This window comes from Pseudomonas sp. ASL7, assembly GCF_056680375.1.
This window is the reverse complement of record NZ_CM155279.1, coordinates 5239023-5254089: the sequence shown is the minus strand read 5'-3', so window position 1 is coordinate 5254089 and position 15067 is coordinate 5239023. Positions and strand designations below refer to the sequence as shown.

13 protein-coding genes and 1 riboswitch are annotated in these 15067 nt (G+C 60.2%); of the genes, 6 read left to right on the top strand and 7 right to left on the bottom strand.

The window, feature by feature from the left end; all coding sequences use genetic code 11:
* Positions 1 to 145 precede the first annotated feature (145 nt).
* Positions 146 to 892, top strand: coding sequence for an RsiV family protein (locus AC1MDT_RS24295; protein ID WP_480419306.1), 747 nt, complete (start codon positions 146 to 148; stop codon positions 890 to 892).
* On the opposite strand, the gene cytX is transcribed toward AC1MDT_RS24295, so the two are convergent.
* Together cytX and thiC are read right to left on the bottom strand one after the other, a co-directional pair.
* Positions 861 to 2153 (bottom strand): putative hydroxymethylpyrimidine transporter CytX, encoded by a 1293-nt coding sequence (cytX, locus tag AC1MDT_RS24290; RefSeq protein WP_480419305.1) that lies wholly within the window; start codon positions 2151 to 2153, stop codon positions 861 to 863. The two genes, AC1MDT_RS24295 and cytX, sit on opposite strands and share 32 nt — an antisense overlap.
* Positions 2154 to 2304: 151 nt before the next feature.
* On the bottom strand, positions 2305 to 4194 hold the full coding sequence (gene thiC / locus AC1MDT_RS24285; RefSeq protein WP_480419304.1) for a phosphomethylpyrimidine synthase ThiC: 1890 nt from the start codon (positions 4192 to 4194) through the stop codon (positions 2305 to 2307).
* A 164-nt stretch (positions 4195 to 4358) separates the two neighbouring features.
* Positions 4359 to 4464: riboswitch (TPP riboswitch) on the bottom strand.
* 203 nt (positions 4465 to 4667) lie between these two features.
* Between thiC and AC1MDT_RS24280 the strand changes: the two genes are divergently transcribed.
* Positions 4668 to 6101, top strand: a complete 1434-nt coding sequence (locus AC1MDT_RS24280) for a TolC family outer membrane protein (RefSeq protein WP_480419303.1) — start codon at positions 4668 to 4670, stop codon at positions 6099 to 6101.
* Positions 6102 to 6222: 121 nt separating this feature from the next.
* Here the strand turns inward: AC1MDT_RS24280 and waaA are convergent, their stop codons facing one another.
* Positions 6223 to 7503 (bottom strand): lipid IV(A) 3-deoxy-D-manno-octulosonic acid transferase, encoded by a 1281-nt coding sequence (gene waaA, locus AC1MDT_RS24275; RefSeq protein ID WP_480419302.1) that lies wholly within the window; start codon positions 7501 to 7503, stop codon positions 6223 to 6225.
* On the bottom strand, positions 7496 to 8416 hold the full coding sequence (locus tag AC1MDT_RS24270) for a LysR family transcriptional regulator (protein WP_414908967.1): 921 nt from the start codon (positions 8414 to 8416) through the stop codon (positions 7496 to 7498). The genes waaA and AC1MDT_RS24270 overlap by 8 nt, the downstream gene beginning before the upstream one ends.
* A gap of 103 nt (positions 8417 to 8519) precedes the next feature.
* On the opposite strand from AC1MDT_RS24270, the gene AC1MDT_RS24265 reads away from it, so the two are divergent.
* The 4 genes from AC1MDT_RS24265 to AC1MDT_RS24250 all read left to right on the top strand — a co-directional run bounded on the left by AC1MDT_RS24265 (position 8520) and on the right by AC1MDT_RS24250 (position 12035).
* The gene (locus AC1MDT_RS24265) at positions 8520 to 8852 is read left to right on the top strand and encodes a DMT family transporter (RefSeq protein WP_414908968.1); all 333 of its coding nucleotides are present in this window, start codon (positions 8520 to 8522) and stop codon (positions 8850 to 8852) included.
* 197 nt (positions 8853 to 9049) lie between these two features.
* On the top strand, positions 9050 to 10225 hold the full coding sequence (locus AC1MDT_RS24260; RefSeq protein WP_480419300.1) for an NAD(P)/FAD-dependent oxidoreductase: 1176 nt from the start codon (positions 9050 to 9052) through the stop codon (positions 10223 to 10225).
* Positions 10222 to 11034, top strand: coding sequence for an aldo/keto reductase (locus tag AC1MDT_RS24255; protein ID WP_480419299.1), 813 nt, complete (start codon positions 10222 to 10224; stop codon positions 11032 to 11034). The genes AC1MDT_RS24260 and AC1MDT_RS24255 overlap by 4 nt, the downstream gene beginning before the upstream one ends.
* A gap of 32 nt (positions 11035 to 11066) precedes the next feature.
* Positions 11067 to 12035, top strand: a complete 969-nt coding sequence (locus tag AC1MDT_RS24250) for a metal ABC transporter ATPase (protein ID WP_480419298.1) — start codon at positions 11067 to 11069, stop codon at positions 12033 to 12035.
* Between the two features lie 143 nt (positions 12036 to 12178).
* Here AC1MDT_RS24250 and hldE read toward each other — a convergent pair whose 3' ends face one another.
* From hldE to AC1MDT_RS24235, 3 genes are all read right to left on the bottom strand, one after another.
* Entirely contained in the window at positions 12179 to 13603 is a 1425-nt protein-coding gene (hldE, locus tag AC1MDT_RS24245) for a bifunctional D-glycero-beta-D-manno-heptose-7-phosphate kinase/D-glycero-beta-D-manno-heptose 1-phosphate adenylyltransferase HldE (protein WP_480419297.1), read from the bottom strand.
* A 102-nt stretch (positions 13604 to 13705) separates the two neighbouring features.
* Complete coding sequence (gene cysC / locus AC1MDT_RS24240; protein WP_480419296.1) at positions 13706 to 14311, bottom strand: adenylyl-sulfate kinase; 606 nt, start codon at positions 14309 to 14311, stop codon at positions 13706 to 13708.
* Positions 14304 to 15008: a sulfotransferase family 2 domain-containing protein gene (locus AC1MDT_RS24235; protein ID WP_480419295.1), complete on the bottom strand. Its 705-nt coding sequence runs from the start codon at positions 15006 to 15008 to the stop codon at positions 14304 to 14306. Before AC1MDT_RS24235 ends, cysC begins: the two co-directional genes overlap by 8 nt.
* Between the last annotated feature and the right edge of the window lie 59 nt (positions 15009 to 15067).

Here is a 15067-nt window from a genome sequence, read left to right as displayed (position 1 = left end):
CGGCGTTTGATGCAGCCCCTTTCCCGTCAGCGGGATAGACGGTGAGGACGAAACCAACTCTAATTAGCTTAGTGGCGAACTGACTGCTTCGTTGAGAGTCGAAGCGGATAACTTTTTGCCTTCCCCTGTTTTATCAAGGACGCCCATGTCGCTTTTTAAAATCGCCTCCGTGGCCGCAATCGCCCTGACTCTGGGCGCGTGCCAGAGCCTGTTCCAGCCCAACTACCGGACGCCGCTGGACACTACCCGCGACGCTTCCGAACAGCTGAAACCAGGCTGCAAAACACCGGATTGCCCGCTGGTGAACATCGATACGCTGCATTTTCCCGCCGAACCGCAACTTGACGGCATTGTCGAAAAACGCCTGCTGCTATTGACCCGCACCTCGCCCGACGCCCCGGTGGCACCGACGCTGGCGGCTTATCGCGAAGAGTTTTTGCGCACTGCCCCCCCGCACTACAGCAGCTACCTGCAAGCCAAGGTACGTGAGCAGCATGACGGATTGGTGATCCTCGAATTGTCCAGCTACCTGGACACCGGGGAGGAGCAAGGCAACCCGGGCCGCAGCCTCATCACCTATTCGCGCCAGCAGCATAAGGTGCTGACGCTGTCGGATATGTTGCTGCCGGGGCAAGAAGAAGCATTCTGGAAAGCGGTGCGGGTGGCGCACAACAGCTGGCTGATCAGTACCAAGCTCGATCAGGAAGCGGAGTTCGTCAAGCGCTGGCCGTTCCAGAAAACCCAGAATGTGGGGCTGACCTATGGCGGCGTGATCCTCAAGTACGAAGTGAGCACCATCGCGCCTTACGCGCTGGGCCACATCGAACTGAAGATCCCCTACCCTCGCCTGAACGGCATTCTCAAGCCTGAGCTGTTTCCCGGCCGTAGCTGAATACCCGACCCAGCACCAGTTGCAACAGCCCTGCCAGAATCAACGACGGCAGGGTTGCGCCGATGTCCGGATAGAGATTGGCCAACAGGTGATAAGTGCTGACCCCGCCCAACCAGGCGAGCAGCGCCGGCCAGCGCAACGCGGCTGACGCTACCTGTGCGGAACGTTTACGCAGGATGAAGTGATCCACCAGCACCACGCCGAACAGCGGCGCAAATACCGAACCGATCAACAGCAGGAAGTTCTGGTACTGGACTAATGGTGCCAGACAGGCGATCAGGATGCAGATTACACCGATGGCCAATGCCAGATGCTCGACTTTCAAGCGCAACAGAATCCCGCTGGAAACGGCCGCCGAGTGAATGTCAGCGAAAGCTTTTTCGGACTCATCCAGCAGGATCAGCAATAGCGGAATCCCCAGGCCGGCACCGGCCAATGCCAACAGCAAGGCATTCACTTCACCGCTCGGCGCGAACGCCAGGGTGTAAGCCACGCCGAGGCTCATCAGCCAGAAGTTACCGATAAAGAAACCCAGCGCCGTGCCGCCGAATACGTTTTTCGCACGCTTGCCGAAACGCGAGTAGTCGGCAATCAGCGGTAACCACGACAGCGGCATTGCAATGGCAATGTCGAAGCCCACGGCGAACGGCATCGAGCCGTCACCGGACTTCGCCCACAATGCGCTCAAGTCGGCTTTGGCAAACAGGTTCCAGGTCAGCCAGATGCACGCGGCCAACAGCAGCCAGATGCCCCATTTGCGCAGAATTTTCCGCACGAAGTTCAACGGTCCACTGACGGCGAGCAAGGTGGCCAATGCGCCGAAGAACAAGGTCCAGAGCAGCGGATTGGACAGCCAGCTGCCTTCGCTGAACGCTCGGGCGCCCAACAGGCTGGCGGCGTCGCGCATAACGATGATTTCGAACGAGCCCCAACCGATCAGTTGCAGCAGGTTCAGCATGGCCGGCAGGCTCGCGCCACGTTTGCCGAGGCTGAGCTTGAGCGCGGCCATCGACGACAGGCCGGTGTCGCTGCCGATCACGCCAACGGCGGCCAGCAGCAGAACGCCGACCAGAGTGCCAAGAAAAATCGCCAGCAGCGAACCAGACAGGCCCAGACCTGGCGCGAGCAATGCGCCGGTCTGCAGGACCATCAGGCCTATGCCGAGGGAGAACCATAGGGAAAACAGATCGCGGCCGCCGAAGACACGTTTGTCGGTCGGCACCGCGATGTCGGGTGAGTAAGTGCTGGGTTGAATGCTCAAGGGTGTTATCTCAGAGGGACACTTGTTGTTTTGTTGATCGCTATCGCCAGCAGGCTGGCTCCCACAGGGGACTTGTGAACACCACAAATCCAGTGTGGGAGCCAGCCTGCTGGCGATAGGGCCCTTTCAGGCCCCACCTTTTCAGGTCAGATCAAACTTTCTTGTACAGCTGACTGCCTTCCTGCTTGAACCGCTCAGCCTGGTCAGCCAATCCCTGGGCGACTTCGGCATCGATCGTTTCGATCCGCTGGTTGGCCGCGTACTCGCGGACTTCCTGAGTGATTTTCATCGAGCAGAATTTCGGCCCGCACATGGAACAGAAGTGCGCGACCTTGGCCGAATCCTTCGGCAGGGTTTCATCGTGATACGAGCGCGCGGTGTCCGGATCAAGGCCCAGGTTGAACTGGTCTTCCCAGCGGAATTCGAAACGCGCCTTGCTCAAGGCATTGTCACGAATCTGCGCGCCCGGGTGCCCTTTCGCAAGGTCGGCGGCATGAGCGGCGATCTTATAAGTGATGATACCGGTCTTCACGTCATCTTTGTTCGGCAGGCCCAAGTGTTCCTTCGGCGTGACGTAGCACAGCATGGCGCAACCGAACCAGCCGATCATCGCCGCACCGATCCCGGAAGTGATGTGATCGTAACCCGGCGCGATGTCGGTGGTCAGCGGGCCGAGGGTGTAAAACGGCGCCTCGTCGCAGCACTCCAGCTGCTTGTCCATGTTCTCTTTGATCAACTGCATCGGCACGTGGCCCGGGCCTTCGATCATGCACTGCACATCGTGCTTCCAGGCGATTTTGGTCAACTCGCCGAGGGTTTCCAGCTCACCGAATTGCGCGGCGTCGTTGGCGTCGGCAATCGAGCCAGGACGCAGGCCATCGCCCAGCGAGAAGCTGACGTCGTAGGCCTTCATGATTTCGCAGATGTCTTCAAAATGGGTGTAGAGGAAGTTCTCTTTGTGGTGCGCCAGGCACCACTTGGCCATGATCGAACCACCGCGAGAGACGATGCCGGTCACGCGCTTGGCGGTCAGCGGCACGTAGCGCAGCAATACGCCAGCGTGGATGGTGAAGTAATCGACGCCCTGCTCGGCCTGTTCGATCAGCGTGTCGCGGAACAGCTCCCAGGTCAGGTCTTCGGCCGCGCCGCCGACTTTTTCCAGGGCCTGATAGATCGGCACGGTGCCGATCGGTACTGGCGAGTTACGGATGATCCATTCGCGGGTTTCGTGAATGTGTTTACCGGTGGACAAGTCCATGACGGTGTCCGAACCCCAGCGAATGCCCCAGGTCAGTTTCGCCACTTCCTCTTCAATGGACGAACCCAAAGCGCTGTTACCGATGTTGCCGTTGATCTTCACCAGGAAGTTACGGCCAATGATCATCGGTTCCAGTTCGGTGTGGTTGATGTTGGCCGGGATGATCGCGCGACCGCGGGCGATCTCGTCACGGACAAATTCGGGGGTGATGATTTTCGGCACGCTGGCACCGAAGCTGTGGCCAGCGTGCTGCTGGTCAAGCAGGCCAGCGGCGCGAGCCACTTCGAGCTTCATGTTCTCGCGGATGGCAACGTATTCCATCTCGGCGGTGATGATGCCTTTGCGGGCGTAGTGCATCTGGCTGACGTTGGCCCCGGCCTTGGCGCGGCGCGGGTTGTTCACGTGGGCAAAACGCAGCTTGGTGAGTTCCGCGTCGGCGAGGCGTTCCTGGCCGAAGTTCGAGCTCAAGCCGGGCAGACGCTCGGTGTCACCCCGGGACTCGATCCACGGCGAACGCACATCGGCCAGGCCTTTGCGCACGTCGATGATGACGTTGGGGTCGGTGTACGGGCCGGAGGTGTCGTACACAACGACTGGCGCGTTGACCTCACCGCCGAAGTCGGTCGGGGTCACGTCGAGGCTGATTTCGCGCATCGGCACGAGGATGTCCGGGCGGGAGCCCTGAACATAGATTTTTTGCGAGCGGGTAAACGGCTGAACCGATTGTTGATCGACTTGGGCCGATTCACTCAGGTTCGTCGTATTTTTTGGTTTTATCGTCATCACGGGCTCTCCGAACACATCCAGGCAGTGGATTTTTTGTCGGAGCGAACCTGTAATCGAATGGACGCACGGGCGCTGGGAAAACCAGCAGTGCTGTGCTCAGTGCTCGAGGGGTGTTCGATTGTCGAACAACATCCCGGACGAAGCACAAGAGGACTCGCCGGGTGACGAGAAATCTTGTTCCCTACGCAGGCGCTAACCTGATCAGGTTCAACGGGATCCGAAATTATTCGATCTCAGCCTCATAGCAAGGCACCCCGACAAGAACCCGGCCAGTCTAGACACAACTGGCAAAGAACGCCAACACCTCAGTAAACACCATGATGAATGGCGTAATTAGACGATTGTTGCCAAACGTGTGCGCAACTACACTCGCGACGCCATGCTCCGCATTGACGCTCTGCATTGACGATATACAACGCCGCGCCTTACCTTTGGCGCAAATTATCAGCGTAATTTTTAGGGATGGCCTCATGCTGCGCAAACTCTCACTGGCCGTAGCCGTGTCTTGTGCGTCCAATGGAATGGCTTGGGCAGCAGAAGCGCCCTTATCAACCAATAACGATCTGGTCAGCGTGTACCAGGAAGCGAAGGACAATAACGCCGACCTCGCCGCTGCCGTTGCCCAATATGGCGCCCAGAAAGAAATCGTGCCCCAGGCCCGCGCCGGCCTGCTGCCCAATCTCTCGGGCGGCGCCGAAACGACCAGCGTGCGCACCGCGCTCGATCAGCCTTCGGCCACCGCCAACCGTGACGCTCACTCCTATCAAGCGACCCTGGCGCAACCGCTGTTCCGTGCCGATCGCTGGTTCCAGTTCCAGGCCGCCAAGAGCGTCAATGAGCAGGACGCGCTGCAACTCTCGGCAACCGAGCAAAACCTGATCCTGCAATCCGCCGTCAGCTATTTCAACGTCTTGCGCACCCAGGACAACCTGGCCTCGACCAAAGCCGAGGAAGCCGCGTTCAAACGCCAGCTCGATCAGTCCAACGAACGCTTTGATGTCGGGCTCTCGGACAAGACTGACGTGCTGCAATCGCAAGCCAGCTACGACACCGCACGCGCCAACCGAATCGTCGCGCAGCGCCAGGTGGATGATGCATTCGAAGCCCTGATCACCCTGACCAACCGCCAGTACAACTCGATCTGGGGCATTTCCCATACCTTGCCGATCCTGCCGCCATCACCAAACGACGCCAAGGCCTGGGTCGATACGGCGACCAAACAGAACCTCAACCTGCTCGCAAGCAACTACGCCGTCAGCGCCGCCGAAGAAACCCTCAAGCAGCGCAAGGCCGGGTATGCACCGACTCTCGACGCCGTGGCGAAGTACGAGAAAGGCGACAACGATGCACTGGGCTTCAGCAACCCGAACGGCTTCAGCCAGCCTTACGGTGGCAACGTCGAGCAAACGACGGTGGGCCTGCAACTGAACATCCCGATTTACACCGGCGGCCTGACCAGCTCTCAGGTGCGCCAATCGTACGCACAACTGGACCAGACCGAGCAGCAACGCGAAGCCCTGCGTCGGCAAATCGTAGAAAGCACACGCAACCTGCACCGCGCAGTCAACACCGACGTCGAGCAGGTACAGGCGCGCAAGCAATCGATCATTTCCAACCAGAGCGCGGTGGAAGCGACCGAAATCGGTTATCAGGTGGGGACGCGCAACATCGTCGACGTGCTGGATGCCCAGCGTCAGCTGTACACCTCGGTGCGCGACTACAACAACACACGCTATGACTACATCCTCGACAACCTGCGCCTGAAGCAGGCGGCCGGCACATTGAATCCGGGGGATTTGCAGGATCTGGCGCGTTATCTGAAGGCCGACTACAACCCGGACAAGGACTTCCTGCCACCGGACCTGGCCAAGGCTGCGGCTGAACAGCTCAAAGCCAGACCCTGATCACCACAATCTCTGTGGGAGCGAGCCTGCTCGCGAAGACGGAGTGTCAGTCGAGATCAATGTTGACTGATGCACCGCTTTCGCGAGCAGGCTCGCTCCCACAGTTTGATCAGCAGTGGACTCAGGATTTGTCGATCAACCGACCCAACCCGTCCAGCAATCGCTGTAACGCGCCCTGATTCGTGCGCATCACCTTCAGCCCCGCCTCCGCCATCCGCTGCGCATCTCGCGGCAATTCGAACAGCCGCTGCACGGCCAGTGACAGACCTTCGGCATCTTCCACTTCCTGCAACGCTCCGGCACTGCGCAACTGCGTAGCGATTTCGAGGAAGTTGAACAGGTGCGGCCCGCTCAATACCGGCCTGGCCAGCGCAGCCGGTTCCAGCAGATTGTGTCCACCGTTCGGCACCAGACTGCCACCGACAAATGCGCTGTCAGCCAGCGCATAAAGAAACAGCAACTCACCCATGGTGTCGCCCACCAGCACCGACGTCGCGGCGGTGACTGGCTCGCCCGTAGACCGGCGTAGCGTGGCGAAACCCTGTTGCTGAGACAACTCGAACACCGAGTTGAAACGCTCAGGATGACGCGGCACCAGAATCAGCAACGCATCGGGATGATTGGCGAGCAACTGACGATGAGCCGCCAGCACGACTTCGTCCTCACCTTCGTGAGTACTCGCGGCGATCCACACCGGACGGTTTTCTGCCTGCCACTGCTCACGCAATTGGGCGGCGCGCAGCAGCAGTTGCGGGTCGATGGTCAAATCGAACTTGATCGAGCCGGTCACTTCAACGGTTTCCGGGCGCGCGCCCAACTCACGGAAACGCTGGGCCTCGGCTTCAGTCTGCACGGCGAACAGGCTCATCTCGACGAGCATCGGCCGGGTCAGTTTGTTGAAGCGGCCATATCCTTTGGCCGAACGTTCAGACAACCGCGCGTTGGCCAGCGCCACCGGAATCCCGCGTTTGGCGCATTGGTGAATATGGTTGGGCCAAAGTTCGGTTTCCATGATCACCGCCAGTTTCGGTCGTACCCGATCGAGAAAACGCGCGGCGGCACACGGCAAGTCGTACGGCAAATAGCAGTGCTGGATGCGCGGCTCGTTGGCGAACAATGCCTGAATCCGCTCGGACCCGGTCGGGGTCATGCAGGTCACGGTGATGGGCAACTGTGGATAACGTTGCAGCAACGCGCGAATCATCGGCGCCGCGGCAATGCTTTCGCCCACGGACACCGAGTGCACCCAAATGCCACCTGGCTTCATTGCCGGCAAGCCGAAGGAGAACCGCTCGCCAATGCGTTTGGCATACGCCGGTGCCTTGCGCGAGCGCAGCCACAGCCGAATCGCTACCAGTGGCAGCCCCAGGTAAAACAGCACGGTGTAGAGAGTTCTATTCATGGCGGCGGAGTTTATCGGTTTTTTCGCCGATCGCCTGCAAGTGCACGGCAAAACGTTCCGCCAGCCAACGCGCCGCCGGGCCGAGGGGCTCATCCCGGCGCCAGACCAGTTCCACCACCAGTGCCGGCGGCGTCCATTCGCTGACCAGTTCGACCATGTGCCCCTGATATGCCGGGTACTGCACCACGTGTCGTGGCAACCAGGCCCAACCGAGGCCCCGCACCAACCACTCAGCCATCACGTAGAAACTGTCGGCCCGCCAGACTTGCGGGCTGGCCGGCTCGCTGCCGGGATAAACGCTGGACTGGGTGGACATCAGCAACTGTCGATGCTGCGCCAGTTGCTGACAATCGACGTGAGCCTGGTTCGCCAGCGCATGATCGACGCCGCAGACCGTGACCATTTCGACGCTTCCCAACACCCGCCGCTCAAGGGCTTCGGGAATCTGGTCGTGATAAAACAACAACCCCAGATCGGCCCGACGTTCAACCAGTTTGCGCGCCACATCGCCTTGGGCGGCGCTGGTCAGTTGCACTTCGATGCTGGGGAATTTTTCTGCCAGGGCCTCGAAGCTCTGGATGATCGGCTGATAGGGCATCGCCTCATCCTGGGCCACACGCAGACGCGCCTCCTGGCCGCGCATCATCGCCAGCGCCCGACCATTGAGGCGTTCGCACTGGCGCAGCACTTCCCGCGCCTCTTCCAGCAACGCGTTGCCGGCCTCGGTGAGTTTCGGCTGACGGCCACTGCTGCGATCGAACAGGCTCACCCCCAAGTCCTCTTCCAGCAGCGCAATCGAACTGCTGACCGCCGACTGCGCCTTGCGCTGATCCCGCGCAACGGCGGAAAACGAACGCTGCTCCGCTACGCTGACAAACAGCCGCAACTGCTCCAGATTCCATTGCATATTCATGAGGCAACCCATCTCCCGAACAGATAGGTAATGACTTTACCGCATCTGGGTAGCCTCTAGAATGCCAACCTCAGAAAGCAACACTTCACACGAGGATGCACCTATGACCGCTTACTACTACCTGGCCATCGCCATCTGCGCCGAAGTGATCGCCACTGTTTCGATGAAAGCGGTCAAAGGCCTCAGCACCCCGCTACCGCTGATTCTGGTTATTTTGGGTTACGGTATCGCCTTCTGGATGCTGACCCTGGTGGTGCGCAGCGTCCCGGTAGGTGTTGCCTACGCAGTGTGGGCCGGCATGGGGATCGTGATGGTCAGCGTCGCGGCGCTGTTTATTTACGGGCAGAAGCTGGATGTGCCGGCAATGATGGGGATGGCGCTCATTGTATTGGGTGTCGTTGTGATCCAGCTCTTCTCCAAAACCGCCGGCCACTAAGATCCGAAGCCCGATCATGTGGGAGCGAGCTTGCTCGCGATGGCGACGTTACATTTACCATTAATGTTGACTGACCCACCGCAATCGCGAGCAAGCTCGCTCCCACAGGTTTTGCATCCGCACTATTGATCACCAACAAATCCCCTCTTCTTCGAGTCTGTATACTGCGCCCTCGTCTTGAACACTGAGGTCGCTGCATGCCATCCGTTATTTCCACCGACGTTCTGATTGTCGGCGCTGGTGTTGCCGGCCTCTGGCTGAATGCACGCTTGCGCCGCCAGGGTTTTTCGACCGTGCTGGTGGAGAGCGCCAGCCTCGGCGGCGGGCAAAGTGTGAAGTCCCAAGGCATCATCCACGGCGGCGCCAAGTACGCGCTGCATGGCGCCCTGACCGGTGCCTCGGAAGCCATCGCCGACATGCCACGACGCTGGCGCGAGGCACTGGCCGGTAACGGTGAGCTGGACTTGTCCGGCGTGCGCCTGCTGTCCGAAGCCCATTACCTCTGGTCCCCGGGCACCCTCGCCGGCAACCTCACCAGTTTCTTCGCCAGCAAAGCAGTGCGCGGGCGTGTCGATCAGGTCAAGGGCGAGCAACTGCCGCCTGCCCTGCAAGACAAGCGCTTCAAGGGCAAGGTCTACCGCTTGGCAGAACTGGTGGTAGACGTCCCGAGCCTGATCCAGCGCCTGGCCGACCTGGCAGGTGATGGCTTGCTCGCCGGTCAGAAGATCGAACCGCTGCTGGAGGGTGGGATCCTGGTCGGCCTGAAGGTCGACGACCGCGAGATCCGTGCCCAACGCATTGTCTTGAGCGCCGGTGCCGGTACGGCCGCGCTGCTCGAAACACTTGGGCTAAGCCAGCCGGCCATGCAGCGCCGGCCATTGCACATGATCATCGCCAAAGGTCCAAGCCTGAAACCGCTGTACGCTCATTGCCTGGGCGGCGGCACCAAACCGCGCATTACCGTGACCACCCATCCGGCCGCCGATGGCCAGTGGGTCTGGTATCTGGGCGGCGACATCGCCGAAGCCGAAGGTGTTGCCCGCGAACCCGCCGAGCAAATCGCCACGGCGCAGAAAGAACTCAGCCAGTTATTGCCATGGATCGACTTGAGCACGGTCCAATGGGCTACCTTGCGCGTGGATCGCGCCGAGCCGCTGCAATCGGGCCTGAGCCGCCCCGACAACGCCTTCCTTGCAGAGCAGGGCCGGTTGCTGGTGGGCTGGCCAACCAAACTGGCGCTGGCGCCAGACTTCGCCGACCGTGTCATCGCAAGTTTTACCCGTGACGGTATCCAGCCAAGCCACGCGGCACCACTGCCCGACCTGCCAAAACCGCCGATGGGCGTTCCAGCCTGGGAGCAACTGTTGCCATGAGCCAGCCGACCCTGCACGACCTGCACCGCCCTCTGGGGAGCACCGGGCTGGCGGTTTCGCCTCTGGGCCTGGGCACGGTGAAACTGGGTCGCGATCAAGGCGTGAAGTACCCCAACGGCTTCCAGATTCCCGGCGATGACGAAGCACGCATGCTGCTCAAACTCGCGCGCGATCTGGGTATCAACCTGATCGACACGGCGCCAGCGTATGGGCGCAGCGAAGAGCGCCTCGGCCCGTTGTTGCGTGGCCAGCGCCAGGCATGGGTGATTGTCAGCAAAGTCGGCGAAGAGTTTGCCGACGGCCAGTCGAGCCACGATTTCAGCGCCGCCCACACGCGATTGTCGGTGGAGCGCAGCTTGCAACGCCTGGAAACGGATTTCATTGACCTGGTACTGGTGCATTCCGACGGCAACGACCTGGCGATCCTCAACGACAGCGACGTTTATGCGACCCTCGCCGAGCTCAAGCGCGAAGGCAAGATCCGCGGCTACGGCTTCTCCGGCAAAACCGTCGAAGGCGGTTTGAAGGCTCTGGAGCAAGGTGATTGCGCAATGGTCACCTACAATCTGAACGAGCAGAACGAGAAAGCGGTCATTGACTATGCTGCTGCTCACGGCAAAGCCATCCTGGTGAAAAAAGCCCTGGCCAGCGGTCACGTCTGCATGAGCCCGGGCGTGGACCCGGTGCGCGCCAGCTTCGAGCTGTTGTTTGAGCATCCCGGTGTGGCCAGTGCTATTGTCGGGACCATCAATCCGCTGCACCTCGCCCACAACGTCGCGACCGTTGCCCAGGTCCTTCGTAGAAACTGATGCCGCCCACGCGGCCTTAAGCAGGAGCCGACATGCCGCGTACGCTCATAAGAAAGAACCCGAGCAACTTCAAGACCCTGCCGTTATACGTCGAAGCGACCCCCGAAGGCTTGAGCTACCAGAGCGTCGGGATGCCGCTCAACTTCGCCCAGACCCTGCAACGTCGCCGCCCGGTGACGGTGGCCAACACCGAGCGGTTCTCGCTGGAACTTGCCAATCTCGGGGTCTCGGTGCGCCTGACCCTGCACTGGCAGAATCGCGATTACTGGGTGTTGGTGCGCCAGCGTCGTCAGGATCGCGGCGATGTGGTGCTCAAGCTTATATCCGGCTATGTGCCAGCCCATGAACTGAACCTGCCGCTGCACACGGCGATCCAGGAAATTGCCGAAGAATGCTTGCTGGAAACCCCCGAAGGCTGGCTTGGCGGGCGTTTCAACGACACCTGGCTGCCGGCGCCCTATGCCAGCGCCCTGCATTACCGTGAAGCACTGCCGTTTCGCCTGACGCCGTTGTCCGGTTCGGCGCGGCCAGTGCGTTGCGCCAAAATGCAGCTGATAGAGCGCCCACGGGCGTACGTGCATTTGCCGACGGCGTCGCTTCAATTGATCTATGACTTGCGCCTGGAAGTCCCCAAGGAAGCAAAATCCCTGAGCCTGTTTCATGTCGATGAGCGCCTGGAAGGCGATCAACTGGTGGCCCGGCTCGATCGCAAGCGTCCCGACCTTTACCTGATGCCACTGCAGGATGGGCAGCCGATGGCCGAGCTGTACACCTTGAAAAAGGATCAACTTTACCCGGCAAGCACTCGCGGATTGTATCTGGCGGAGAGTTTTTCCCAGCAGGAAGGCTGGCTGGTGCGCGATGAACGGATTCGCTGGAAGGATTGGGTGCGGCAGCAGGGGCTAAGTCCGCCAGGGAAAGTTTCCGGGTTAGCCCGGCTGCGCGGAAAAGCGAAGCAATTGCTGAAAAAGATCGTGCCGCGAAAGAAAGTCAGCTCTTAAAGACAAAAAATCGCAGCCTCTGTAGGAGCGAGCTTGCTCGCGATGGACGTGAACGGGACCGCGTGTTGACTGATTGAATGCGGTGCCGTTGAGTTCATCGTCGGAGCGCCGCCCGGAGCAAGCTCGCTCCTACCATTTAAGCGTCACTCAGACTTGCGGATCTTCTCGACAATCGCGGTAGTGGAGCTGTTTTCCACCAACCCCAACACTTTCACCGTCCCGCCGTACGCCGTGACGATGTCAGCACCAACGACCTGTTCGATCCCGTAGTCCCCGCCCTTGACCAGCACATCCGGCTTGACCTCGCGCAGCAGGTTTTCCGGGGTGCCTTCAGGGAAGCTGATCACCCAATCCACGGCACCTAAACCAGCCAGTACGGCCATGCGACGGTCAACGCTGTTGATCGGTCGACCCGGTCCTTTCAGGCGGCTGACGGAGGCATCGTCGTTGACCGCTACGATCAGACGATCGCCTTGGGCGCGCGCCTGTTCGAGGTACGTCACGTGCCCCGCGTGCAAGATGTCAAAACAACCGTTGGTGAAGACGATTTTCTCTTTGTGCGCCCGTGCATCGTCGACCGCCAGCAGCAACTGCTCAAGGCCAAGCACACCGCGCTCGGAACCTTCCTCACGCTGGATGGCGCGACGCAGTTCCGGCGCGCTGATGGCCGCCGTCCCGAGCTTGCCGACCACAATGCCCGCCGCCAGATTGGCCAAGGCCACCGCGTGGGGCAGTTCTTCGCCAGCGGCAATCGCGGCCGCCAAGGTGGAAATCACGGTGTCGCCGGCACCGGTCACATCGAACACTTCTCGGGCTCGTGCAGGCAAATGCAGCGCCGGATGATCCGGACGCAGTAACGTCATGCCGTGTTCGCCACGGGTCACCAGCAAGGCGCCGAGGTCAAGGTCGTGCATCAGCTGAGCGCCCTTGCTCACCAGCTCGTGCTCATCGGCGCAACCGCCGACGATAGTCTCGAACTCGCTGAGGTTGGGGGTGATCAGGCTCGCACCGCGATAGATCGAGAAATCCTTGCCCTTCGGATCGGCAAGTACCGGAATGCCCCGCGCACGGGCGGCCTGGATCAGCACCTGATGGTTTTTCAGCGCGCCTTTGCCGTAGTCAGACAGCACCAACACCTTGATACCTTCAAGCAACTCGTCGACTTGCTCACCCAACGCGAGGGCGTCGGTGGCGAAGGGCTCTTCGAAGTCGATACGCAGCAGTTGCTGGTGACGGCTCATGACCCGTAGTTTGACGATCGTCGGCTGGTGCGCAATGCGCTGGAACAACGCCCGTACGCCAGCGCCCTTGAGGCTATTGACCAGGCTGTCGGCGGCTTCGTCGTCGCCGGTCACACCCACCAGCGAAGCCGGGGCACCGAGCGCGGCAATGTTCAACGCCACGTTGGCGGCACCGCCTGGGCGGTCCTCGATTTGCTCGACCTTGACCACAGGTACTGGCGCCTCAGGGGAAATCCGTGAGGTACCACCATGCCAGTAACGGTCGAGCATGACATCGCCGACCACCAAGACAGGGGCTTGATCGAATCGCGGCATCGACAACTTCATGGAGCAACCCACATACAAAATGAACAAGGGCGCGATATTACCACAGGCTTGGCGCTGGCTTGTGCGACGGCTGCAACCGGATAATCCGACCGTGAAAACGGATCATTTATTGAGCAGAAATGCCGACAACTGCAAGCAAGCTTCCGCCAGCTCCCGTTTTTCGGTGTCGATCTCACATTCGGCAGACAGCGGCGCTTCGTAAGGGCTGTCAATGCCAGTGAAGTCCTTGATTCGTCCTTCCCTTGCCGCTTGATACAGGCCTTTGGGATCCCGTTGCGCGCACACCACGAGCGGCGTGCTCACATATACCTCAATGAAATCGCCCTCGGCGAACAACTGTCGCGCGGCGTCACGCTCGGCCCGGAATGGCGAAATGGCCGCAACAATCACAATCAGCCCGGCATCGACCATCAGCCGCGCCACCTCAGACATGCGTCGGATATTTTCCCGGCGACACTCAGCCCCCATTCCCAGATCACGACACAAACCATTGCGCACGTTGTCGCCATCAAGCAGAAACGTGTGCAGACCGTGCTGATGGAGCTGCAGCTCAAGGGCATTGGCCAGCGTCGACTTGCCTGCACCAGAAAACCCCGTCAACCAGAGGCAGCGCGCCCGTTGAGATTTGATCGAGGCGCGTGCCTCGCTCGTCAACGACAAACTGTAAGGTCTGGCCCCGGAAACCGGCATCGATAGCGCCTTATTCATAACCGAGCATCTCGTAATCGCGTTGATACGCCCTTCGCACCAGCCGACGGGTACGGACAGAGCAGAAATCACGGGCCAGCATCGGGAGTCGCTGCCGGGAGTCATTGACGTGAGGCAGCACCACAGACTGGCCTAACTGCTCGCAGACAAATTGAAAATCCCGCTCCAGGTGTTCCTGATGCCCTATGAAGTCCAGCGCCAGATGCCCGAGGGAGTCGGTGAGAAAATCCACTTGAGGGGCGAAATGTAATTGCCTGTGGATGTTTTCCGGGTGAAGCCAGCGACTGACAAAATCGTCGAAATCACGATAGTGGCTGACCAGTTTCTGCGCCGCCTGATCGCGCCGGCCCAATTCGTTACCCCGCAGAAAAGCGTAAGCCGAGTAGGCTCTTTCCAAAGGATCGCGAACGAAGGCGAACTTGAAACTGGCTGCGAACTGCTCGGGAAACTGCTGCTCGTACCAGTACAACGGCAAGTGCCCGGGGCACCAGTTATCGAACAACGCCGCACAGACGCTGCTTCCGGCGCACTTGGGGACATGGATAAACAGACAGGAACGCTGCGCGAAGGCCCGGGGGAAGTGCAGGTTCGCCGACATCGACTTGTTCACTACCTGACGGTCCACCACCGACAAGCGCCCCAGCAAAAAGGCACGTTGCGTTTTGGGCAAAAGTTTCCAGAGATAACGTTGCAACAAGGCTGTACCCACGCGAAAGGGATGGCCCTCTCGATCTAAGTCAAAATTCGTTCATAAAC